The organism is Dietzia sp. 179-F 9C3 NHS (assembly GCF_045369825.1).
Lineage (GTDB): Bacteria > Actinomycetota > Actinomycetes > Mycobacteriales > Mycobacteriaceae > Dietzia.
On record NZ_JBIQES010000007.1, the window covers coordinates 97,906 to 118,443 of the forward strand.

A 20,538-nucleotide genomic window follows, 5' to 3' on the forward strand; every position below is an offset into this window, starting at 1 on the left:
GGCTCAGGCGGCGTACCAGGCCAGGGCGTCGCGGCGGAAGAGCGAGACCAGGGACGCCACGCAGACCACACCGAGGGCGACCCCCGCGGCGGGCCACCAGCCCGACCCCATCACCATGTACCAGGCCACGAAGAGCAGCAGGAGCTCGGCGATCACCACCAGGCCCCGCCCCCAGCGCCGGCCGCGCAGCAGCCCGATCCCGGCGGCGAGCAGGGCTCCGGCAAAGATGAGGAACCACAGCGCGGTGCCGTAGCCGCTGATCGCGACGGTCTCCTCGCGGTAGCCCATGGCAGCGTGCGCGGCGAGGTAGACGGCGGCGCCCAGACCCGCGAGGCCCTGCGCGGAGGCGATCCAGCCGGCGATCCGGACCGGCGCGGGGATGGCGTCGCGGGGATCGACGGGGCCGTGGGCCGGGGCGTTGTTCTCTGGCTGGCTCGCGTTCACCTCTCCAGCGTAGGACGCGGCCCCTCCCGGACCCCCACCACCCTGGGGCTGGCATGCGGTTTTGGCCCGATTTGACTTCTCGCGTGACCTTTGCCACATCGACCAGAATGAGGGTTGACTTGTCACGGAATCGTGGCACGATCATCCGTAACAACGCAGACACGCCGTGTTTGCCTGGCCTTAACCGGAGCGCCCGACCTTCCTCGGAAGGCGGGTTCGCGGGGCGGGCTCCCCCATCACGATCGCCTGACACGGGCGATGACGCACGCCCACGACCGTACCCTGCCCGGGCGGCCCGGCGGGCGGTGTCCACCCGTGTCCGGCGCACCTTCGCACGCCACACACGTTTGTTAGGAGTTCCCATGGACTGGCGCCACAAGGCCATCTGCCGCGACGAGGACCCCGAGCTGTTCTTCCCCGTCGGCAATTCCGGACCGGCCCTCGCGCAGATCGCCGAGGCCAAGATCGTCTGCAACCGCTGCCCCGTCACCGCCGAGTGCCTCACCTGGGCCCTCGAATCCGGCCAGGATGCCGGCGTGTGGGGCGGCATGAGCGAGGACGAGCGTCGCGCCCTCAAGCGCCGCCGCGCCCGCACCCGGACCACCGTCTGACCCACACCGTCGGACGGACAAGACCGCGGCCCGCCTCCCCCACAGGGGACGCGGGCCGCGGTCTCGTCCGTACGCCGTCGGTCAGTCGATGACTGCGATGAGGTCACCCGCCTGGATGACGTCGCCCGGGGCGACCGCCACCTCGGAGACCGTCCCCGCCGTCTCGCAGAGCACGGGAATCTCCATTTTCATCGACTCCAGCAACACGATCGTGTCGCCCTCGGCGACCTCGGTGCCGGCCGCCGAGACGACCTCCATGACATTGGCGACCATCTCGGCACGGACCTCTTCGGCCATGTGGTGGTTCCTCACGCTTTCTCAGGTAGACGGACCCCCGGACGCCTCAATGCAACCACATGCGACCTCGCATGGGACACTGGTATACCGACGAAAGGAGTCGACCATGGGCAAGCGTGGACGCAAGCGGCGGGATCGTCGCAAGAAGAACGCCAACCACGGTAAGCGGCCGAACGCCTGAGTTCGGGCCACCGCGACCACACAGAAGGGCGGGCACCGTGCGGTGCCCGCCCTTCTGTGTGGTCGCACCGCGGGCTCAGCTCTCCTCGCGGCGCTCCACGGTGGTCGTGTGCCGGACCACCGTGTGGCCGTCGGCGTCGGTCGTGGTGACCGTGGTGCGTCGGATCTCCACCATGAGCCGCTCCCGCAGCCCCGAGGGGGCCTTCTCACAGCACGAGCGGGACAGCTTGGCCTTGAGACGGCGCTCGGAGAGGAAGAGCTCGCGGCAGGCCGGGCAGCCGGCCAGGTGGTGCTCCAGGCGGGAGCGACAGGCGTCGTCGCACTCGAGGTCCACCAGCAGCGAGAGGTCGCGCCGGGCCGCAGCGCAGTCGATCTCGTCGAGACGCGGGTCGTGTTCCTTCATGACCCCTCCTCCGAGCGCTCGCGCCCGAAGCCGCGCTCGGCGGCCACGTCGCGCAGCAACTCACGGAGCTGCTTGCGGCCCCGGTGCAGGCGGGACATCACGGTCCCCAGCGGGGTGTCCATGATCTCCGCGATCTCCTTGTACGGCAGGCCCTGGACGTCGGCGTAGTAGACCGCCATCCGGAACTCCTCGGGGAGCTGCGCGAGCGCGGCGCGGATCTCGTCGTCCGGCAGCAGCTCCATGGCCTCGACCTCGGCCGACCGCAGTCCGGTCGAGGTGTGCTCGGCCGCGGCGGCCAGCTGCCAGTCGGTGATCTCGTCGGTCGGGTACTGCGCGGGCTGGCGCTGCCGGCGCCGGTAGTGGTTGATGTAGGCGTTGGTGAGGATGCGGTGCATCCACGCCCGGAAGTTGGTGCCCTGCTTGAACGAGTCGAAGCCGGCGTAGGCCTTGGCGTAGGCCTCCTGGACCAGGTCCTCGGCGTCGGCGGGGTTCCTCGTCATCCGCAGGGCGGCGCCGTACAGCTGGTCGAGGAGCGGCATGGCCAGCTCCTCGAACTGCTCGGCCCGCTGTTCTGCCGCGTCGATCGGCAACTCGGTCGGCAACCGGTACTCCTCACCCGTCGGTGCCGACGAGTCTATCGGTACACGGGGGGCGTCCAGGACGGCGGTCCGCATCGCACCCTCCTCTCCGGACCCGGGGCGGGCCCCCGGGCGCTCGACCTGAGCAACGCCGGCGCCGCCGGGCCTATTCCACGCGGCCCGGCACCGACGCCACGTCACTAGACTCGGCGCGTATGGGTAGGAAGTCCGGCGCTGCCGCGACCCCGGCGATCGCCGCACTACGATCCGCCGGCGTCCCCCACGCGGTCCACACCTACGAGGCCGGCTCGGACGCCTACGGCGCAGAGGCCGCGCAGGTCCTCGGCGACCGGCTCGGCGTGGCCCCCGAGCGGGTGTTCAAGACTCTCGTCGTGGCCACCACCCGGCCGCCCGCGGGGTCCCGGGTGGCGTTGGCCGTGGCCGTTCTGCCGGTGACCGCACAGCTCGACCTCAAGGCGGCCGCCGCCGCGCTCGACTGCGGGAAGGCCGCGATGGCCGCCGTGGACCTGGCGGAGAAGACCACCGGATACGTGGCGGGCGGCGTGTCCCCGCTCGGGCAGCGGCGGGCGCTGGCCACGGTGGTCGACGAGTCCGCGCTCGGGCACGCCACCGTGTTCTGCAGCGCCGGGCGGCGCGGTTGGGAGATCGAGCTGGCTCCCGAGGCGCTCGTCCGCCTCACCGGGGCGGTGGCGGCGCCGGTCGCCGCACGCCGCGGCCCGGTCGCCGACCGACTGATCGACCGCCGGGGCTAGAAGAGCGTCTCCTCAGCGGGCCCGGGCGCGAGGGGCCGGACCAGCTCCGGGCCTTCGTTGCGGACGCTGGACACCGCCCGCGAGACCGGGCGGATCTCCACGCGGTCGGCCCACTCCCCCAGGTCACCGCCGGCGCCGTCGACGAGCGCCCGCGGGTCGCCGATCGCCGCCGGGTCGAGCCAGTCGGACAGCACGGCGGGGTCCACGACGAGGGGCATCCTGTCGTGCACGGCGCGCAGCGGCCCCAGGGCCTCCGTGGTGAGGATCGTGCACGACAGTTGCGTGACGGACTCGTCGGCGGGATCCCGCCGGGCCTCCCACAGGCCGGCCATGAGCAGGCCCTCGTCGCCGGGCAGGCTCATCCAGTACGGCTGCTTGGGCCCCGGTTTCCCGCCGGGGCCGGGCTCGCCGGGTACCCACTCGTACCAGCCGTCCATGGGAACCACGCAGTGCCGGCGCCTCACCGCCGCGCGGAACGAGGGCTTTGCGAACGCGGTCTCGACGCGGGCGTTGAACAGTGTCGGCAGCCGGTCCCCCTCCCGTACCCAGGACGGGACGAGCCCCCAGCGCATCGCGTGGAGCACGCGGACCGGCCCGGCCCCCTCGTCGAGCGCCTCCCGGGCCAGGACCGGGATCGTGGTGGTGGGCGCGATGTTGTAGCGCGGTGAGCGCGGCGGCTCGGCGGGCCACAGGCCGGGCGGCGGGGCGGAGGCCCGGTCGACGGCGTCGAGTTCCATCGCGAGCTGCGCCGGGTCCGAAGTGAGCGAATAGCGTCCGCACATGCGGCCATCCTCGCACCCTGGTCCGGCGGGATCGGCGACGATGGGCGACAATGGCCGGGTGAGCAGCTGGAGTGCCCCCGTCGCCGCCGGCCCCGTGGACGCCGAGATCCGGGTGCCGGGGTCCAAGTCCCTCACCAACCGCGCGCTGGTCCTGGCCGCGCTCGCCGACGGCCCCTCCCGGCTCGTGGGCACGCTCCGCAGCCGCGACACCGACCTCATGATCGCCGCCCTGCGGGCCCTCGGCACCGGCATCGAGGGTCCCTCGGGTGCGCTCGCGGCCCACGACGAGGACCTGCTGGTCACGCCCGGCCCCCTCCGCGGCGCGGAGGTGGACTGCGGGCTCGCCGGCACGGTCATGCGCTTCCTGCCGCCGGTCGCCGCGCTGGCCGAGGGCGTCTCGACCTTCGACGGCGACCCGGCCGCCCGGGTGCGGCCACAGTCCACCGTCCTCGACGCGCTGCGCGCCCTCGGCGCGGACGTCACCGGCGACGCGTTGCCCTTCTCAGTCCGCGGGGCGGGCCGGCTCCGCGGCGGCCGGGTGGAGATCGACGCTTCGGCGTCGTCGCAATTCGTCTCCGGGCTTCTGCTCTCGGCGGCGCGCTTCGACGAGGGCCTGGACCTGGTCCATGTGGGTTCGCGGCCGGTGCCCTCGGGCCCGCACGTCGAGATGACCCTCGACATGCTCCGGGAGTCGGGCGTGGACGTCCGGCGGCCCACCGCAACCTCGTGGCGCGTGGCCTCCGGCCCGATCCGCGCGGTGGACCGCGTCGTGGAGCCCGACCTGTCCAACGCGACCCCGTTCCTCGCCGCGGCGGCCGTCACCGGCGGCACGGTCCGCGTCCCACACTGGCCCACGTCCACCACGCAGCCGGGCGACGCGATCCGCGGTGTGCTCGGGGCGATGGGCGCGTCGGTCACGCTCGAGACCGCCGACGGGGCCGGCCACGGCACCCTCGTCGTCACCGGCCCCGACCGCCTCTCCCCCGTGGACCTGGACCTCGGCGAGATCGGCGAGCTCACCCCCACCATCGCCGCTCTGTGCGCGCTGGCCGACGGTCCCTCTACGCTCACCGGGATCGCCCACCTGCGGGGGCACGAGACGGACCGGCTCGCCGCCCTCGCCGCCGAGCTCGGCGCCGTGGGCTGCGGGGCCACAGAACTCGACGACGGCCTCGAGATCGTCCCCGCCCCGCTTCACGGCGCCGCCTGGCGCGCGTACGCCGACCACCGCATGGCCACCGCCGGCGCGATCGTCGGCCTCGCGGTGCCGGGGATCGAGGTTGACGACGTGGACTCCACCTCCAAGACGATGCCCGGATTCACCGGGATGTGGGCCGACATGCTCGCCGGGCGGGGCTGAGGCCACCCGTGGCGGCCGGTCGGGGTGGCAGCGGCGCACGCGGCTGGGACGAGTCCGACGTCCGGGTGCGGCCCGGAAAGGGCTCGCGGCCGCGCACCAAGCGGCGCCCGAGCCACGACGACGCCGCGGCCGCCATGGTCGTGAGCGTGGACCGCGGCCGGTGGGGCTGCGTCCTGCTCGACGAGGGCCCCGATCACACCGCCGGGACCCGGGTCGTCGCGATGCGCGCCCGCGAGCTCGGGCGCACGCCGGTGGTCGTGGGCGACCGCGTCGGCGTCGTGGGCGACCTGTCCGGCGTCAAGGACACGCTCGCCCGCATCGTACGGGTGGAAGACCGCACGACCGTGCTGCGCCGCACCGCCGACGACTCCGATCCGTACGAGCGGGTCGTGGTGGCCAACGCCGAGCTGCTGCTCATCGTGGTGGCGGTGGCCGACCCGCCGCCGCGCGCCGGGTTCGTGGCCCGCGCCCTCGTGGCCGCCTACGCCGGTGGCCTGACGCCCGTGTTGTGCCTGACCAAGGGCGACCTCGACGACCCGGCGGTGTTCGCCGCCGAGTTCTCCGCCCTCGACGTCCCGGTGCTCACCGTGGGGGTCGACGACGAGCTGGACGCGTTGCACGAGCGGATCAACGGCCGGATCTCCGCCCTCATCGGCCACTCCGGGGTGGGCAAGTCGACCCTCGTCAACCGGCTCGTGCCGGACGCCGACCGGGCCACCGGCGTGGTCTCCGGCGTGGGCAAGGGTCGCCACACGTCCACGCAGTCCGTCGCGCTCGAGCTCGGGGCCGGCGGCTGGGTGGTGGACACCCCCGGCATCCGCAGCTTCGGCCTCGCGCACGTCTCACCGGACGACGTGGTGGCGGCCTTCTCCGACCTCGACGCGATCGCGGAGGACTGTCCGCGCGGCTGCGCCCACCAGGGGCCGCCCGCGGACCCCGAGTGTGCGTTCGACGCGATCACGGACCCGGCCACGCACCGGCGGGCGCTCGCCGTCCGCGAACTCCTCGGCGCTCTACAGGCCAACGACGCCTGGGCGCTGGGGCTCGATCAGGACTGACCGAGGCGCCACAGCCCGCGCGGGCGCCGGGGCAGGTCCGCGCCGTCCATCCGGACGTCCGCGATCACGGTGCCGCCGAACAGGCGAGGGCAGTGGTTCCCCCGCGCCATCGCGACGGCGCTCGCGCGGCGGACCCAGCCGAGCTGGGTCCGAGTATCGGACATGGGATTCGACATCGTCATCACCTCACCCCCAAGGCTAGGTTTGACACCTGTCAACCATCAAATCCCGGGCGGGGTGAACGGGGTCACGGTCAGATCTTGATCTCGACGTCTCCGCAGGCCACGGACACGCAGGTCTGGATCCGCTCTCCCGGACCGTGGTCCGTTCCGTTACGGAGATCACGCACGTGGCCGTCCTCCAGGCCCACGACACACGTCTGGCAGATGCCCATCCGGCAGCCGAACGGCATCTGGACACCCACCTTCTCGCCGCCCTCGAGGATCGTCGTGGCGCCGTCGAGCTCGACCGTCTTGCCGGTGCTGCCGAACGTCACCGTGCCCCCGGAGGCCCCGGCGTCCCGGTTGACCGTGAAGCGCTCCACGTACAGGTCGTCCCGGCCCGTGGCGTCGAAGTGCTCGGCCAGCTCGTCGAGCATCGCGTTGGGGCCGCACGCCCACGTGGGCCGCTCCGCCCAGTCGGGGACGAGCGCCGACATCTGCGGGGCGTCGATCCGCCCCTCTTCGCTGGTCACCCGCAGGTGCATGGTGTACCCGGGCTGCGTCTTCTCCAACGCCAGGAGCTCCTCGTGGAACAGGGTGTCCTTACGCTCGCGCACCGAGTGCACGTGCACGACGTCCGGGAACTCGTCGTTCACAGCCCGCCGGTCCAGCGATCGGAGCATGCCCATGACCGGCGTGATGCCCGAGCCGGCCGTGACGAACATGATCTTGGGCGGCGTGGGCGAGGGCAGGTGGAAGTCTCCTGCCGGCGCGGCGAGCCGCACGATGGTCCCCGGCTCGACGGTGCCCACGATGTGGTTGCTCAGCAGTCCCTCGGGCATCGCCTTGACCGTCACCGAGTACTCGCCACGACCCGACGAGGGGGCCGAGGTGAGGGAATAGGAGCGCCACGTCCACCGCCCCTCGAGCAGGACGCCGATGCCCAGGTACTGGCCCGGCTGGTAGCGGGGGCTGGCCCCCCAGCCCGGCTTGATGACCAGCGTCACCACGTCCTCGGTCTCCCGCCGCACCGAGACCACCTCGCCGCGTAGCTCCCGCGAGGACCACAGCGGGTAGACGAGCGACGAGTAGTCGTCCGGCAGGAGCGGGTGGGTGAGGCGTCGCAGCAGGCGGTGCGCCGTGCGCGGCTCCGGTACGCGCGCGGCCGCGGCCCGCAGGACTCGGGACAGGCCGCTCTGGGACTCGGACACGGGGGCCTCCTCACCGCCGGCGGGTGCGCCGCCCCGGCGGGGCGGCGTCGACCCGACGGCTAACCTACGCAAGCGTAGGTTAGCGGCGGGGCGGACGCCAGCGCTTCCCCGCGACGCTCAGAGCAGGCTCAGCAGAAAAGGCAGTTCGACCGGGTCGTACCAGGCCAGATCCGCGTCGAGGGCGTCCCCCACGGTCAGCTCCGCGTCCTCGTCCCCCAGGTCCGCCCGGTCCACCGCATCGACCGCCGCGCGCACGAGGTCCACCGCGCCCGCGAGATCCACGTGGACCGCCGCGACCTCCGCCGACGCCACCGTGCCGCCCGCCCCGGGCCGGTCCAGCCGCACCACGGAGGTGTCCAGGTCCGGCCGGAGCACCACCTCGTCGTCGGGCACGTCGACGCTCACCACCACCCGGCGGTAGGGGTGCGTGGCGTGGGCGGCCCCCGCGTCCACCTCCCCGCCGAGCAGACGCAGGGAGGCGCGCGCGGCCTCGAGAAAGGCGACGTGCTCGATCTCCTCCGCGTCGCCCTCGGAGTAGGACTCGACGAGTGCCGGCGTCGCGGCGAACGCGGTTCCGCTGCGCACCGGCATACGGCCGTCCTCGAGCAGGGTCTCGAGCATCGTGAGCGTGGCGGGGACGAACAGGCGCATGGGGGGCTCCTGGGCAGGGACGGGTCAGCGCACCGAGCCCGAGAGCTCGTCCAGCGCCGACGAGATGAGTTCGCCGATCTCCTCCACGTCCGGCACCGCCTGCCGGTCCGAGGTGAATCCGCAGTAGACGGTGCCGGCGTAGCTGCTCATGGACACGGCCAGCGCCTGCCCGTCGAGCAGGGCCGGCACCGGGTAGACCTCGTCGAGCTCGCCGTCGCCCCAGAACATCCCGTGCTGCGGGCCGGGGGCGTTGGTCACCACCAGGTCGTAGCTGTCCGAGGGCAGCATGATGGCCGCCCGCGAGCCGAGCGCGTGGAGCGTGGGCGGGGCGAAGCCCGACAGGCGGGCCAGAGCCTTGGCGCCGACCGCCTCGCGCGAGAGCCGCTGCGTGGCCGTCTCCCGCGAGATCTGCGCCAACCGCATGCGCGGATTCGGCTCGCCCACCGGCATGGCGATGAGCGCCGAGGCGATCTCCGCCGACGTGGCCTCCTCCGTGGGGTCCTGGTCCTCGCTCTCCGCGGTGACAGCCATCGGCACGATCGCCCGCAACTGGTCGGCGGTCGCCAGGGGGTGCCCGCACGAGAGGATCCACGAACGCAGCGCCCCGCACAGCACGGCCAACACGACGTCGTTGACCGTGCAGTCGTGCGCCTTGGCGAGCCGCCGAGCGCGCGAGAGCGGGAACGAGGCCAGCCCGACCCGGCTGCCCCGCGGCTTGTCCGTGCGGAACATGCCCGCGAGCCCGCCCGCCGGCCGCAGGACCGCCAGGGACGCCGCCCCGACCATCCCCCGCGTCACCCGCTCGGCGATCCCCACGATGCGGGCGGACCGGCGGACCAGCTCGAGCGGGTGGGTGGCGATGGTGAGCATCGCGTCGAGGATGAGCACGCCGTCGCCGGGGGACGGCACCGGCGTCCACGTGGCCACGTCGTCCTCGTCGGCCGCGGCGCGCTCGTCCGACATGAGCACCTGTGCCAGGTCCACCGCGTTGCGCCCGCCCATGAGCACGTGGTGCGTCTTGGTGAGCACGGCCAGCCGGCCGTCCGGGAGCCCCTCGATGAGGTACAGCTCCCACAGGGGTCGGCCCGGCTCCAACGGTCGGTCCACCAGCCGGGCCACGAGGTCCGCGAGCTGCCGCATACCGCCCGGAGCCGGCAGCGCCGACCGGCGGACGTGGAAGCTCAGGTCGAAGTCCGGGTCGTCCACCCACACCGCGCGGGCCAGCCCGAACGGCACCTGGCGGATCCGCTGCCGGTACCGCGGCGCGTCCGCGAGGCGGGCGTCGACGAACTCCATGACCCGGTCCAGGTCCCACGGCTCGTCCCGCGAGACCAGTGCGAGCGAGCAGGAGTGCCGGCTGCGCGAGCGCGTCCCCTCCCCCAGCAGGAGGTCAGCGTCCGAGGTGGCCAGCCGGGTGGCCACGTCAGACCGCCTCGTCGAGGCCCAGCAAGCCGCGGATCTCGACGGCCGCGCGGTCGAAGACCTGGTAGAACACGCCGATCATCCCCGTCTGGACGGCGCCGAGGACGTTCTCGATCGCATCGTCCACCATGACGCACTCGCGGGGCTCGAGCTCGAGCCGGCGGGCGGCCTCGAGGAAGGCGCCGGCCTCCGGCTTCTCCACCCCGATCTCGCCGCTGAGCACCACGTGCTCGATCCCGTAGTCGGCCGCGTCCTCGCGCACGCGCTCGGCGCCCGGCCCCTCGGGCTCGTTGGAGAGGATCGCCACACGGACGTCGTTGGCCCGCGCACCGGTGAGGATCCCCCGCCAGTTCTCGCGGTCCTCCTCCGTGCCGTCCAGCACCCCGAAGTAGTCGACGATGAGTCCTCGCATGTCCACCAGCCTAGGCAACACCGGGTCACCGCGCAGCAGCGGTGGGGGAACCGGTCCCGCGTCCCGCCCGTCAGTAGGGGTGAGGACGCGACGCCACCGCGGGCGTCGCGGGAGAGAGTGAGAACCACATGGCCCCGCACCCCGTGACGACCGAGGGACACCTCGTCCGGCCGCTACCGTCCACCGAACCGTCCGCCCGGGCCGCGCCGAGGTGGGAACCACCCGTGCCCGCCACCGGGTCGCGGCGGCCCGCCCCGCCCCCGGGACGCGGTGACGGCACCGGCGGCCGGGGGATGCGCGACGGCGAGGATGGCGTCCCCGTCCGGGCGCAGCGCGCCGCCCACGCCGTCGTCCGGATGGCCCTCGAGGTGGTCGACCGGAAACGGCCCGCCCACCAGACCCGGGGCGCGTTCCCGCCGCACCTCACCGAGATGCTCGTCTCCCTGGCGCGCGACGGCGTGCCGGGCAGGCACCTGGGCCCCGCCCGGGTCCACCGCCTCCATATCAGCGCGACCGGGCCGGTCCCCTGCGCGGACTCCGACGCGGACTACGAGGTGTGCGCCACGTACGCACGCGGGCCGCGCCTGTTCGCCGTGGCGGCCCGGGTGCGCGTCAGCGCGACGGGCGCCGTCTGCACGGCGCTCCGGCTCGTCTGACGCGCCAGACTCAGCCCTTGCGGCCGCGCGTGGCGGAGCGGGCAGCCCGCTCCCGGCGCTCGAGCCGCTCCCGGCGGTCGCGGGCCCGGCGCTCGGCCCGGTTGCCCGGGACGCTCTCGTCGACGAGCTCGGCCTCGCCCGTCTCCGACGGTCCCGAGAACTGCAGCTCGTCGTCCGAGACGTCACGGCCGGTCCCTGCCGCCTGGATGATCGGGTTGGCGCCCGACAGCGCGGCGGCCTGCGCGGCCGACGGGGCGGCCATCGCCTGCTGTTGCTGCTGCGGTTGGGTCGCCTCGACCTTGACGTTGAACAGGAACGCGACGGTCTCCTCGCGCAGGCCGTCCATCATCGCCGAGAACATGTCGTAACCCTCGCGCTGGTACTCGACGAGCGGATCGCGCTGGGCCATGGCGCGAAGGCCGATGCCCTCCTTGAGGTAGTCCATCTCGTAGAGGTGCTCGCGCCACTTGCGGTCGAGGACCTGCAGCATGATCGAGCGCTCGAGCTGCCGCATCGCGCCCTCGCCGCCGATCGCCTCGATCTCGGCCTCGCGCTTGTCGTACTGGTCGAAGACGTCGTCGAGGATCGCGTCCTTGAGGTTCTTGGCCGAGAGGTCCCCGGTGCCGCCGTACTCCTCGCCGTCGATGATCTCCTGCGCCGAGATCGACACCGGGTACAGCTGCGTGAGGGCGTCCCACAGCTTGTCCAGGTCCCAGTCCTCGACATAGCCCTCTGCCGTGGCGCCGTCGACGTAGGCGGCCACGACCTGGTAGATCATCGACTCCACCTGGTCGGTGATGTCCTGGCCCTCGAGGATGCGCTTGCGCTCGTCGTAGATGACGGTGCGCTGCTGGTTCATCACCTCGTCGTACTTGAGGACGTCCTTGCGGATCTCGAAGTTCTGCGCCTCCACCTGGGTCTGCGCGTTCTTCACCGCGCGCGTGACCATCCCGGCCTCGATCGGGACGTCGTCCGGCAGGTTGAGCCGGTTCATGATCGCCTCGACCGCCGCGCCGTTGAAGCGCCGCATGAGCTCGTCGCCCAGCGAGAGGTAGAAGCGGGACTCGCCCGGATCGCCCTGACGGCCGGAGCGGCCGCGCAGCTGGTTGTCGATACGCCGCGAGTCGTGCCGCTCGGTGCCCAGTACGTAGAGACCGCCGGCTTCGCGCACCTTCTCGCCCTCGGCCTTGGTGAGGCTGCGCATCCGTTGGATCTCGGCGTCCCAGGCCGCCTCGTACTCCTCCGGCGTCTCGACCGGGTTGAGGCCGCGCTCGCGGAGGTTGAGGTCGGCGATGATGTCCGGGTTGCCGCCGAGCACGATGTCCGTACCGCGGCCGGCCATGTTGGTGGCCACGGTGACCGCGCCCGGGCGGCCCGCCTGGGCGATGATCTGCGCCTCGGAGGCGTGGAACTTGGCGTTGAGCACGTGGTGCTTGATGCCCTTGCGGTTGAGCAGCCGGGACAGGTGCTCGCTGCGCTCGACAGAGGCGGTGCCCACGAGCACCGGCTGCTTGGCCTCGACCCGCTCGGCGATGTCCTCCACGACGGCGGCGAACTTGGCCTCCTCCGTCTTGTAGATGAGGTCCGGCTGGTCCTTGCGCGCCATCGGGCGGTTGGTGGGGATGGGCATGACCTCGAGCTTGTAGATCTGGTACAGCTCGGCGGCCTCGGTCTCGGCGGTACCGGTCATACCCGCGAGCTTGTCGTAGAGCCGGAAGTAGTTCTGCAGCGTGATGGTCGCCAGCGTCTGGTTCTCGGCCTTGATCTCGACGCGCTCCTTGGCCTCGATGGCCTGGTGCATGCCCTCGTTGTAGCGCCGGCCGTCGAGCACGCGGCCGGTGAACTCGTCGACGATCACCACGTCGCCGTCGCGGACGATGTAGTCCTTGTCCTTGGTGAACAGCTCCTTGGCCTTGATGGAGTTGTTGAGGTAGCTCACCAGCGGCGAGTTGGCCGCCTCGTAGAGGTTGTCTATTCCGAGCTGGTCCTCGACCAGCTCCACGCCCAGCTCGGTGACGCCGATGGTCCGCTTCTTACGGTCCACCTCGTAGTGCGTGCCCTCCTCCAGCAGCGGGGCGATGCGCGCGAACTCCGCGTACCACTTGCTCGACGCGTCGGCGGGGCCCGAGATGATGAGCGGGGTCCGTGCCTCGTCGATGAGGATCGAGTCCACCTCGTCCACGATCGCGTAGTTGTGGCCGCGCTGGACCAGGTCCGCGGTGTCGTGCGCCATGTTGTCGCGCAGGTAGTCGAAGCCGAACTCGTTGTTCGTGCCGTAGGTGATGTCCGCGGCGTAGGCCTCGCGGCGCTGCGCCGGGGTCATCCCGGAGAGGATCGCGCCGACCGACAGGCCCAGGAAGCGGTGGACGCGGCCCATCCACTCCGCGTCGCGCTTGGCCAGGTAGTCGTTGACGGTGACCACGTGGACGCCGTCGCCGGCCAGCCCGTTGAGGTACGCGGGGAGGACACACGTCAGGGTCTTGCCCTCACCGGTCTTCATCTCGGCGACCGACCCGGTGTGCAGGGCGATGCCGCCGATGATCTGCACGAGGTAGGGCTTCTGGCCCAGGACGCGGAACGCGGCCTCGCGGGCCACGGCGAAGGCCTCCGGGAGCAGGTCGTTGAGCGACTCGCCGTCCTCGAGCCGACGGCGGAACTCGCCGGTCTTGGCCTGCAGCTCCTCGTCGGTGAGCCCGGCCATCTCGTCGGAGAAGGTGTCCACGTACTCGGCGAGCTTGCCGAACCGCTTGAGCTTGCGCCCCTCGCCGGCCCGGAGCAACTTGTTCAGGATGGACACAGTCTCGATCGTCCTCGTCGTCGGGGATGTCTGGAAGATCGCGCGGTGACACGCGATCCTCGCTCATCCTAGGTTGTCGGCGCCGTCCGTACACGCCGCGGGGCGGCCCGGTCCGCTCGACCCGGGCCGCCCCTGACTGCTGCGACCTGGGACGTCAGGCCTCGTCGCTCAGCGTGATGAGGCCGTAGTCGTACGCGTGGCGCCGGTAGACGACGGAGGGCTTGCCCCCGTCTGAATCGCGGAACAGGTAGAAGTCGTGTCCCACGAGCTCCATCTTCTCCAGCGCCTCGTCGACCGACATCGGGGTGCCGTCGAACTCCTTGCGGCGGACGATCTGGCCGGGGAGCTGCTCGTCCACCTCCTCCGCGTACTGGTCGAGGACCTCCGCGGGGGCCGCCACCTCGGCGAGCTCCGCGGTCGCCTCGGCGACCGACTGCGGACGACGGTGCCCGGAGTGGCTGATCTTGCGCCGGGTCCGCGCCTTGCGCATCTGGCGCTCCAGCTTGGCGACGGCGGACTCCAGGGCGGCGTAGAAGGTGTCCTCCCCCGCCTCCGCTCGGGCGACGCCCGCCTTGCCCTTGCAGGTGATCTCCAGCCGCTGGCTCACCTTGGCCAGCCGCGGGTTGTTCTCGTGCAGGAGCACGACGTCGAACCGGGTGATCGCGGGCGACATCTTCTCGATCTTCGCGAGCTTCGCGTTGATCCGCGTGGCGAAGTGGTCGGGGACCTCGACGTTGCGGCCCTTGATGGTCACCTGGGCATCGGGCGTACCGGGGTCGTCGGTCGACGGACCGTCGAAGGTGGCGGGGTCGAGCAGGACTGCGGGGGTCTTCGCCATCGAAGCTCCTCCTCATCGGGCCTGCGGTGGACCGCTGCGGTCGGGCCCGGTCGAACCGGGCGCCGTCCGAGGGTCAACCCACATGGCGGAGTGGACACTCTCCGGACGCGGTCCCCGCGGTCGATCTGGTCGAACACGCTGGTGAACCCCGTCCGATCTCCAGGGTACCCGGTCACCCCCGCGTCGGAGACAGGTCGCCGTCAAGTCCCCCGCCGCTCATCTCCGGTCCACTGCACCGGAGCGCGAGCGGCGTCAGGCCGCGGTCACGCAGAGCACGCCGTCCACCGCGAGCCCGCCCGCGCGCAGGGCTCCGACGCAGGCCGCCGCCGTGGCGCCGGTGGTCACCACGTCGTCGACGAGCAGCACCGTCGCTCGGGTGGCGAGCAGGGCGCCGACCGTGGCGGGGGCCCCGGGCGTGGCCCGCAGCGCGGTCCCCTCGGGGCGCCGACGGATGCGCCCGGCGAGGTTCCGGGCGCGCGCCCCCGCGTCGAGCCCGGCCGCGTCGCGCACCCGGCCCCGCACCTCGAGCAGCGGCGCCACGCACACCGGGCCGCCGGGCACGGAGCCCGCGAGGTCGGCGGCGAGCGCGTCGACGATGCCCCGGACGTGGTCCGTCCCGCGCCGCCGCCGGGCGCGGGCGGAGGCCGGCGCCGGGACGAGGACCGTCGGCAGTTCGTCGGGCTCGGCCAGCTCCCCGGCCGCCCGGAGCCCGTCGACGGCAACCGCGAGGGCGGCGGCGAGCGGCACGGCGAGGTCGGTGCGCCCGCGGTCCTTGTACGCGGACACCGCCCGCGCCGGCGGACCGGCGTGCCGGGCCAGCGCCCACACGGGGACGGGGAGGTCGGCGCGCGTCCGGGCCCGCAGCAGCGGCCCCTCGAGGGTGGCGGCGCACGCCTGGCACCAGCGCTGCCGCGGGCACCCGCAGCCGCCGCATTCGAGCGGCACCACGAGGTCCGCGAGCGCGGCCGCCCAGTCGGGCGCGGGGGTCCGCCGGCGCGGCACGACAGGTGGCCCCCGCCTCAGCCCGCGACGACCGGGTCCGCCCGGATCGCCGCCAGGCCGGCGATCTCCCGCCAGTACCGTTCGCCGGTCTCGGCGCCGGTGTCCAGGCGAAGGAGGGAGCGCTGGTCCACCGCGTAGACCTCGCGGCCCGCGGCCGCCACCTCGGTGACGGGCCCGGAGATGTTGCGCTGGCTGAGCGGCTCGGTGATCGCGCCGTCCACAGAGATCGTCACGACGGGCGCCTCGGTGGTGGTCCGGGACACGACCAGGGTCGAGCGGTCCTGCCAGGCCACGGCGGTCGCCGAGTCGCCCAGCGCCCGGCCGACCTGGCGGAAGGTACCGGGCAGCGGGTCGCCGCCCTCGGCGGCGAGGGCACCCACGAACACGCGGCCGTCGGCGACCACGGCGAGCCGGGTGCCGGACCGGTCGATCTGCAGGCCCGCGATGTTCTCGCCCAGCTCCAGGATCGGTCCGGCCTCGAACTCCCGGACCACGGGCCGGTCGCCGCCGATCGCCGCGCGCACCAGGCGGGTGCCGTCGACGAGCATCCACAGCGACCCGTCGACCGGGTGGAAGGTGGGGCCGGCCACGGTCCGGGCACGCAGCGCCTCCTCCGGGTCGCCGTCGACCGGGCCCGCGAGGACCGTGACGTCGCCCTGCTGACCCTCGGGCGGCCCCGTCACCACGGCGACCGACCGGCCGTCCTGGGAGAGGACGCCGGTACGGCCGCCCCGGACCGCCGACCACGGCCCCCCGGCCGGGCGGGCGCCGGACTGCTCGAGCCGGACGAGCCCGTCCGCGGAGGTGAGGGCCAGCCGCATCGGCTCCGACGGCGGGTAGGGGTCGAAGGACCGGACGTCCTCGGTCGTCCACCCGCCCTCGAACCGCTCGTCGAGCGGCGCCCCGTCCCGCTCGATCCGGTAGGGGCCCGGCACGTCGGCGCGGGCCAGGGTCCACACGACCTGGGCGGCGAACTGCTCGGTGGCCCGGCTGCTCAGCACCGGCAGGCCGGTGACGTCGATCGTCGTACCCGCGTCCCCGTTCTGCTCGGCGGGCCGGACGGAGACCGAGAGGGGCAGGCGCGAGCCCACGGCATCGTCGAGCGCGGGCCGCGGTCCGGTGGCGAGGAGGTTGACCAGCGCGTACCCGAGGTCGGAGTTGGCGGTGGAGGTCCACCGCGGGTCGGGGACCAGCGAGTCCCCCGCGGCGGTGAGGAAATACAGGTCGCGCTGGGAGTACGTGGAGAAGAACTCGGTCCGCTCCATCACCACGCCGGGCGGCAGGCGGTCGATGCGCCACTGCCCGTCCTCGCGGACGAGCCCGATGGTCACCTCGAGCTGGCCGCCCTCCTCGCGGAAGATGCCGCCCGGGTCGAGGGTGCCGATCTTCTCGGCCCGCACCGTGTAGGTTGCCCGGTCAGCCGTGCGGCCGCCCTCGGCGCTGAGGTCTGCACGCAGGACGATGGTGGTCTCCGCCGAGTCGTCCCACGTCTCGGCGGCCGCCGGCGTGAGGAACTGACGCGCGGCCGCGTGGCGCTGGTCGGCGATCGCCGCCGCCTTGAGGAAGTCGCGGACCAGGAGGTCCGGCTCCTGGTCGGGGACGGGGGTGGGGACGGTGAGGCTCGTCGCCGACGGCGAGAACGTGTCGATCACCTGGGGCGCCGACGACGAGGGCAGCGTCGCACAGCCGGCGGCCGCCAGGCCCAGTGTTCCGGCGAACACCACCGGCAGGAGGAGGCGTCGGCGCTGGCTCACGTCGCGGCCTCCTCCGCCCCGACGGCACCGTCGAGCGGGGTCGACGCGGCGCTCTGCCGGAACCTCGCCTCGTCCTCCGCGGTGAGCGGCAGCGGGCTCGAGAGGAGCACGGCCCCCTGCCGGCGCGGGATCGTGAGTCGGAAGCAGGAGCCCTCCCCCGGGCTGCCCCAGCAGTCGAGTCGGCCGCCGTGCAGCTTGGCGTCCTCGAGCGCGATCGCCAGCCCGAGCCCGGTGCCGCCCGACCGCCGCACGCGGGACGGGTCGGCGCGCCAGAAGCGGTTGAAGACGAGGGACTCCTCGCCCGGCTTGAGGCCCACGCCGTGGTCGCGGACTGATACGGCGATCGCGGCGTCCGACCCGCGCATCGTCACCCGCACCGGCTTGCCCTCGGAGTGGTCGAGCGCGTTGGCGACGAGGTTGCGCAGGATCCGTTCCACGCGGCGCGGGTCCACCTCGCCGACGACCGGCTCGGCGGGCATGTCCACCTCGACCTCGACCCCGGCGGACTCGGCGATGTGCGCCACGGTGGACACGGCGTCGTTGACCGCCGCGCGCACGTCCATCTCCGAGGCGGACAGCTCGGCCACGCCGGCGTCGTGCCGCGACACCTCGAGCAGGTCGGTGAGCAGGCTCTCGAAGCGGTCGAGCTCGGACTCGAGCAGCTCGCAGGCCCGCTTGGCGGGGGCGTCGAGCTCCTCCGCGGAGTCGGAGATGATGTCCGCCGCCATGCGGACGGTGGTGAGCGGAGTGCGCAGCTCGTGCGAGACGTCCGATGTGAACCGCTTCTGCAGGTCGCCGAACTCCTCGAGTTGGGTGATCTGGTCCGACAGGCTCTGCGCCATCTCGTTGAACGCCACCGCCAACCGCGCCACGTCGTCCTCGCCCCGGATCACCATCCGTTCCTTGAGGTGACCGTCGGCGAACCGCTGGGCGATCGAGGCCGCCTGCCGCACAGGTAGGACCACCTGCCGCGCGACCATCCACGCGATCGCGGCGCTGAGCACGATGATCGCCAGGCCGGCCGTCGCGACGATGCCGCGCATGATCCCGAGGGTCTGCTCCTCGGCGATGAGCGGGTAGACCAGGTAGAGCTCGAGCCCGGGGATCGCCGACTCGGTGGGGGTACCGATGATGAGCGCCTTGGCGGGCTCGCCCCGGAAGTCGACGGTGGCGTACTGGTAGGCGACCCGCCCCCGCTGCACGAGGGACTGCAGCTCAGGCGGCACGTGCGCCTGGGACGGGCTCACCACCTGCCCCCGGCCGGCCTGGTCGGGGATCACGAGGATGGGGTCGAACGTCCCGGCGTGCACCGAGTCGCCCGTGGCCACGCCGCGCTCGCTGATCGCCGTTCGCGCCTGGTCGAGCCGGGACTGCTCGCTCGTCCCCTCGTCGGTGGCGGCGATCTGCGCCTCCACGGTCACCCGGAACCGGCCCACCTGCTCGACGGCCGCGTCGAGCTTGGTGGACAGCAACTGCTGGGCCATCTGGCTCTGCAGCATGAAGGCGATGGTGAGGATGACGCCCAGGGACAGCGCGAGCGTCGAGGTGACCACGCGGAACTGCAGCGAACGCCGCCACAGCCGGGCGAGCCGGCCCCCGATCTCCGCGGGGTCCACCCCGGCGAGCCGCTGCAGCGGGGCCGGGAGCGTGTCGACGATGCCGGGGGCCCTGTTCTCGCGCTCGTCGCCGGAGGACGCCCCCGCGTCGTCCGTGCGACCGGCGATCACGAGACCGCGCCCGCCTTGTACCCGACGCCGCGGACGGTGAGCACGACCTCGGGGTTCTCCGGGTCCTTCTCGATCTTGGCGCGCAGGCGCTGGACATGGACATTGACCAGGCGGGTGTCGGCCGAGTGCCGGTAGCCCCACACGTGCTCGAGGAGGACCTCGCGCGTGAACACCTGGCGCGGCTTGCGCGCGAGCTCCACGAGGAGGTCGAACTCGAGCGGGGTGAGCGGGATCGGGGTGCCGTCACGGGTCACGGTGTGCGCCGGCACGTCGATCGTCACGTCGCCGATGTGCAGCAGCTCGGTCGGCTCGTCGTCGCCGCGCCGCAGGCGCGCCCGGATGCGGGCCACGAGCTCCTTGGGCTTGAACGGCTTCATGATGTAGTCGTCCGCGCCCGACTCCAGCCCCAGCACCACGTCAACCGTGTCCGTCTTGGCCGTGAGCATGACGATCGGCACACGAGACTCGGCGCGGATGTCCTTGCACACGTCGATCCCGCTCTTGCCGGGCAGCATGAGGTCCAACAGGACGAGATCCGGCTGCACGGCGCGGAACGTCTCCATAGCCTGGATTCCGTCGCCCACGACCTCGGTCTCGAACCCCTCGCCCCGCAGGACGATGGTGAGCATCTCGGCCAGTGCGGCGTCGTCGTCGACGACGAGGATCTTCGGGGTCATGGTCACCACTTGTCGGCTTGATCGGCGTTGGGTCGGGCTCCTGGCCGAGACACTACCCGTCCCCTCCCCGCCGACGGGGGTGCGGCTCAGAGTTCGACGCAGAGATCGGCGAGCCCGGCGACGTCGGGATCGGTGCCGAGGACACGCCACGGCGAGCGCCACCCGGCCCCGGCGAGCCGCCGGTACACCGCGCCCGTCGCCGCCTGGAGACCCGAGTCGCGCTCGTATCGGTCCCGGATCCGGCCCGGGTCCGCCGCCTCGCGCGAACCGGCGCGGGCGGCGGCGAGCTCCACCGGGGTGTCGAGCAGCAGCTGCAGCGTCGGCACCGGCAGCCCGAGCCGCCCGTACTCGAGGTCGCCGATCCACTCCACGACCTCGGCCTCCCGGTCCGGGCCGAGGCGGGCGGCCGTGTACGCGGCGTTGGACGCCACGTAGCGGTCGAGCAGCACCATGTCGTGCGCGGCCCGCAGCCCCGCGACCTCGTCGCGTGCCGCGTGGCGGTCCAGCGCGAACAGCAGCGCCATGGCGTGCGGCGAGTCAGCCGTCCCGGCCTGGCCGCCGTGCAGGGCGTCCGCGGCCAGGTCGGCGTGGAGCGTGCCGTACCGGGGAAAGGCGAGTCGGCCCACCGAGAGGCCGCGGGCGGTGAGCTCGGCGACCAACGTCGTCGTCAACGTGTTCTTCCCGGCCCCGTCGAGCCCCTCCACCACGACGAGCGGCGCGGGCACCGGTGCCCCGTCCCCCACC

Annotated in this window: 23 protein-coding genes; 6 read left to right on the forward strand and 17 right to left on the reverse strand. The window is 73.0% G+C overall.

The features are described 5' to 3' along the window. Window positions 1-3: 3 nt before the first annotated feature. Entirely contained in the window at window positions 4-444 is a 441-nt protein-coding gene (locus tag ACH0BZ_RS10235; protein ID WP_406898161.1) for a hypothetical protein, read from the reverse strand. Window positions 445-806: 362 nt separating this feature from the next. Here ACH0BZ_RS10235 and ACH0BZ_RS10240 point away from each other — a divergent pair, with 362 nt between their 5' ends. After that, a complete protein-coding gene (locus ACH0BZ_RS10240) occupies window positions 807-1,055 on the forward strand; it encodes a WhiB family transcriptional regulator (protein ID WP_067712327.1) in 249 nt (82 codons plus the stop codon). Window positions 1,056-1,136: 81 nt separating this feature from the next. Here ACH0BZ_RS10240 and ACH0BZ_RS10245 read toward each other — a convergent pair whose 3' ends face one another. After that, window positions 1,137-1,352 carry a biotin/lipoyl-binding carrier protein gene (locus tag ACH0BZ_RS10245; RefSeq protein WP_406898162.1) on the reverse strand — a complete coding sequence of 72 codons (216 nt, stop codon included), beginning with the start codon at window positions 1,350-1,352 and terminating at the stop codon, window positions 1,137-1,139. A gap of 106 nt (window positions 1,353-1,458) precedes the next feature. On the opposite strand from ACH0BZ_RS10245, the gene ACH0BZ_RS10250 reads away from it, so the two are divergent. Continuing rightward, entirely contained in the window at window positions 1,459-1,533 is a 75-nt protein-coding gene (locus ACH0BZ_RS10250; RefSeq protein ID WP_406898311.1) for a 50S ribosomal protein bL37, read from the forward strand. 75 nt (window positions 1,534-1,608) lie between these two features. On the opposite strand, the gene ACH0BZ_RS10255 is transcribed toward ACH0BZ_RS10250, so the two are convergent. Both ACH0BZ_RS10255 and ACH0BZ_RS10260 read right to left on the reverse strand, forming a co-directional pair. After that, on the reverse strand, window positions 1,609-1,935 hold the full coding sequence (locus ACH0BZ_RS10255) for a zf-HC2 domain-containing protein (RefSeq protein WP_406898163.1): 327 nt from the start codon (window positions 1,933-1,935) through the stop codon (window positions 1,609-1,611). Then, window positions 1,932-2,609 carry a sigma-70 family RNA polymerase sigma factor gene (locus ACH0BZ_RS10260; RefSeq protein ID WP_406898165.1) on the reverse strand — a complete coding sequence of 226 codons (678 nt, stop codon included), beginning with the start codon at window positions 2,607-2,609 and terminating at the stop codon, window positions 1,932-1,934. The genes ACH0BZ_RS10255 and ACH0BZ_RS10260 overlap by 4 nt, the downstream gene beginning before the upstream one ends. A 119-nt stretch (window positions 2,610-2,728) precedes the next feature. On the opposite strand from ACH0BZ_RS10260, the gene ACH0BZ_RS10265 reads away from it, so the two are divergent. Continuing rightward, a complete protein-coding gene (locus ACH0BZ_RS10265; protein ID WP_406898166.1) occupies window positions 2,729-3,286 on the forward strand; it encodes an aminoacyl-tRNA deacylase in 558 nt (185 codons plus the stop codon). Here the strand turns inward: ACH0BZ_RS10265 and ACH0BZ_RS10270 are convergent. Then, window positions 3,283-4,068 carry an SOS response-associated peptidase gene (locus ACH0BZ_RS10270; protein WP_406898169.1) on the reverse strand — a complete coding sequence of 262 codons (786 nt, stop codon included), beginning with the start codon at window positions 4,066-4,068 and terminating at the stop codon, window positions 3,283-3,285. The two genes, ACH0BZ_RS10265 and ACH0BZ_RS10270, sit on opposite strands and share 4 nt — an antisense overlap. 40 nt (window positions 4,069-4,108) lie before the next feature. Between ACH0BZ_RS10270 and aroA the strand changes: the two genes are divergently transcribed. Together aroA and rsgA are read left to right on the forward strand one after the other, a co-directional pair. Next, window positions 4,109-5,428 (forward strand): 3-phosphoshikimate 1-carboxyvinyltransferase, encoded by a 1,320-nt coding sequence (gene aroA, locus ACH0BZ_RS10275; RefSeq protein WP_406898171.1) that lies wholly within the window; start codon window positions 4,109-4,111, stop codon window positions 5,426-5,428. A gap of 8 nt (window positions 5,429-5,436) precedes the next feature. Further along, window positions 5,437-6,486 (forward strand): ribosome small subunit-dependent GTPase A, encoded by a 1,050-nt coding sequence (gene rsgA / locus ACH0BZ_RS10280; protein ID WP_406898173.1) that lies wholly within the window; start codon window positions 5,437-5,439, stop codon window positions 6,484-6,486. Here rsgA and ACH0BZ_RS10285 read toward each other — a convergent pair. The 5 genes from ACH0BZ_RS10285 to ACH0BZ_RS10305 all read right to left on the reverse strand — a co-directional run bounded on the left by ACH0BZ_RS10285 (window position 6,477) and on the right by ACH0BZ_RS10305 (window position 10,343). Continuing rightward, a complete protein-coding gene (locus tag ACH0BZ_RS10285) occupies window positions 6,477-6,662 on the reverse strand; it encodes a hypothetical protein (protein ID WP_406898175.1) in 186 nt (61 codons plus the stop codon). The genes rsgA and ACH0BZ_RS10285 overlap by 10 nt on opposite strands. A 77-nt stretch (window positions 6,663-6,739) precedes the next feature. Further along, the gene (locus ACH0BZ_RS10290) at window positions 6,740-7,858 is read right to left on the reverse strand and encodes a ferredoxin reductase (protein ID WP_406898176.1); all 1,119 of its coding nucleotides are present in this window, start codon (window positions 7,856-7,858) and stop codon (window positions 6,740-6,742) included. Window positions 7,859-7,975: 117 nt separating this feature from the next. Continuing rightward, a complete protein-coding gene (locus tag ACH0BZ_RS10295; protein ID WP_406898177.1) occupies window positions 7,976-8,509 on the reverse strand; it encodes a DUF6912 family protein in 534 nt (177 codons plus the stop codon). Window positions 8,510-8,533: 24 nt separating this feature from the next. Further along, window positions 8,534-9,931: a wax ester/triacylglycerol synthase family O-acyltransferase gene (locus tag ACH0BZ_RS10300; protein ID WP_406898179.1), complete on the reverse strand. Its 1,398-nt coding sequence runs from the start codon at window positions 9,929-9,931 to the stop codon at window positions 8,534-8,536. Between the two features lies 1 nt (window position 9,932). Beyond that, complete coding sequence (locus tag ACH0BZ_RS10305) at window positions 9,933-10,343, reverse strand: HAD family hydrolase (protein WP_406898180.1); 411 nt, start codon at window positions 10,341-10,343, stop codon at window positions 9,933-9,935. 224 nt (window positions 10,344-10,567) lie between these two features. Between ACH0BZ_RS10305 and ACH0BZ_RS10310 the strand changes: the two genes are divergently transcribed. Further along, complete coding sequence (locus ACH0BZ_RS10310) at window positions 10,568-10,999, forward strand: Rv3235 family protein (RefSeq protein WP_406898181.1); 432 nt, start codon at window positions 10,568-10,570, stop codon at window positions 10,997-10,999. A gap of 10 nt (window positions 11,000-11,009) precedes the next feature. Here ACH0BZ_RS10310 and secA read toward each other — a convergent pair whose 3' ends face one another. From secA to ACH0BZ_RS10345, 7 genes are all read right to left on the reverse strand, one after another. Beyond that, window positions 11,010-13,796 (reverse strand): preprotein translocase subunit SecA, encoded by a 2,787-nt coding sequence (secA, locus tag ACH0BZ_RS10315; protein ID WP_406898182.1) that lies wholly within the window; start codon window positions 13,794-13,796, stop codon window positions 11,010-11,012. A 154-nt stretch (window positions 13,797-13,950) separates the two neighbouring features. Continuing rightward, window positions 13,951-14,634, reverse strand: a complete 684-nt coding sequence (hpf, locus tag ACH0BZ_RS10320) for a ribosome hibernation-promoting factor, HPF/YfiA family (protein WP_406898183.1) — start codon at window positions 14,632-14,634, stop codon at window positions 13,951-13,953. Window positions 14,635-14,886: 252 nt separating this feature from the next. Then, window positions 14,887-15,636 (reverse strand): ComF family protein, encoded by a 750-nt coding sequence (locus ACH0BZ_RS10325; protein WP_406898186.1) that lies wholly within the window; start codon window positions 15,634-15,636, stop codon window positions 14,887-14,889. Between the two features lie 17 nt (window positions 15,637-15,653). Continuing rightward, the gene (locus ACH0BZ_RS10330; protein WP_406898188.1) at window positions 15,654-17,390 is read right to left on the reverse strand and encodes an LpqB family beta-propeller domain-containing protein; all 1,737 of its coding nucleotides are present in this window, start codon (window positions 17,388-17,390) and stop codon (window positions 15,654-15,656) included. Next, window positions 17,387-19,048 (reverse strand): MtrAB system histidine kinase MtrB, encoded by a 1,662-nt coding sequence (gene mtrB / locus ACH0BZ_RS10335; protein ID WP_406898312.1) that lies wholly within the window; start codon window positions 19,046-19,048, stop codon window positions 17,387-17,389. The genes ACH0BZ_RS10330 and mtrB overlap by 4 nt, the downstream gene beginning before the upstream one ends. 65 nt (window positions 19,049-19,113) lie before the next feature. Then, window positions 19,114-19,794 carry an MtrAB system response regulator MtrA gene (gene mtrA, locus ACH0BZ_RS10340; protein ID WP_406898189.1) on the reverse strand — a complete coding sequence of 227 codons (681 nt, stop codon included), beginning with the start codon at window positions 19,792-19,794 and terminating at the stop codon, window positions 19,114-19,116. Window positions 19,795-19,880: 86 nt separating this feature from the next. After that, window positions 19,881-20,519 (reverse strand): dTMP kinase, encoded by a 639-nt coding sequence (locus tag ACH0BZ_RS10345; RefSeq protein WP_406898190.1) that lies wholly within the window; start codon window positions 20,517-20,519, stop codon window positions 19,881-19,883. Between the last annotated feature and the right edge of the window lie 19 nt (window positions 20,520-20,538).

Excerpts from the sequence above, each read along its gene's own strand:
- ACH0BZ_RS10305 (WP_406898180.1), bottom strand. The coding sequence starts at position 10,343 with ATGCGAGGACTCATCGTCGACTACTTCGGGGTGCTGGACGGCACGGAG.
- aroA (WP_406898171.1), top strand. The coding sequence starts at position 4,109 with ATGGGCGACAATGGCCGGGTGAGCAGCTGGAGTGCCCCCGTCGCCGCC.
- ACH0BZ_RS10285 (WP_406898175.1), bottom strand. The coding sequence starts at position 6,662 with ATGTCGAATCCCATGTCCGATACTCGGACCCAGCTCGGCTGGGTCCGC.
- ACH0BZ_RS10255 (WP_406898163.1), bottom strand. The coding sequence starts at position 1,935 with ATGAAGGAACACGACCCGCGTCTCGACGAGATCGACTGCGCTGCGGCC.
- ACH0BZ_RS10245 (WP_406898162.1), bottom strand. The coding sequence starts at position 1,352 with ATGGCCGAAGAGGTCCGTGCCGAGATGGTCGCCAATGTCATGGAGGTC.
- ACH0BZ_RS10295 (WP_406898177.1), bottom strand. The coding sequence starts at position 8,509 with ATGCGCCTGTTCGTCCCCGCCACGCTCACGATGCTCGAGACCCTGCTC.
- mtrA (WP_406898189.1), bottom strand. The coding sequence starts at position 19,794 with ATGACCCCGAAGATCCTCGTCGTCGACGACGACGCCGCACTGGCCGAG.
- ACH0BZ_RS10240 (WP_067712327.1), top strand. The coding sequence starts at position 807 with ATGGACTGGCGCCACAAGGCCATCTGCCGCGACGAGGACCCCGAGCTG.
- ACH0BZ_RS10270 (WP_406898169.1), bottom strand. The coding sequence starts at position 4,068 with ATGTGCGGACGCTATTCGCTCACTTCGGACCCGGCGCAGCTCGCGATG.
- hpf (WP_406898183.1), bottom strand. The coding sequence starts at position 14,634 with ATGGCGAAGACCCCCGCAGTCCTGCTCGACCCCGCCACCTTCGACGGT.
- ACH0BZ_RS10265 (WP_406898166.1), top strand. The coding sequence starts at position 2,729 with ATGGGTAGGAAGTCCGGCGCTGCCGCGACCCCGGCGATCGCCGCACTA.
- ACH0BZ_RS10260 (WP_406898165.1), bottom strand. The coding sequence starts at position 2,609 with ATGCGGACCGCCGTCCTGGACGCCCCCCGTGTACCGATAGACTCGTCG.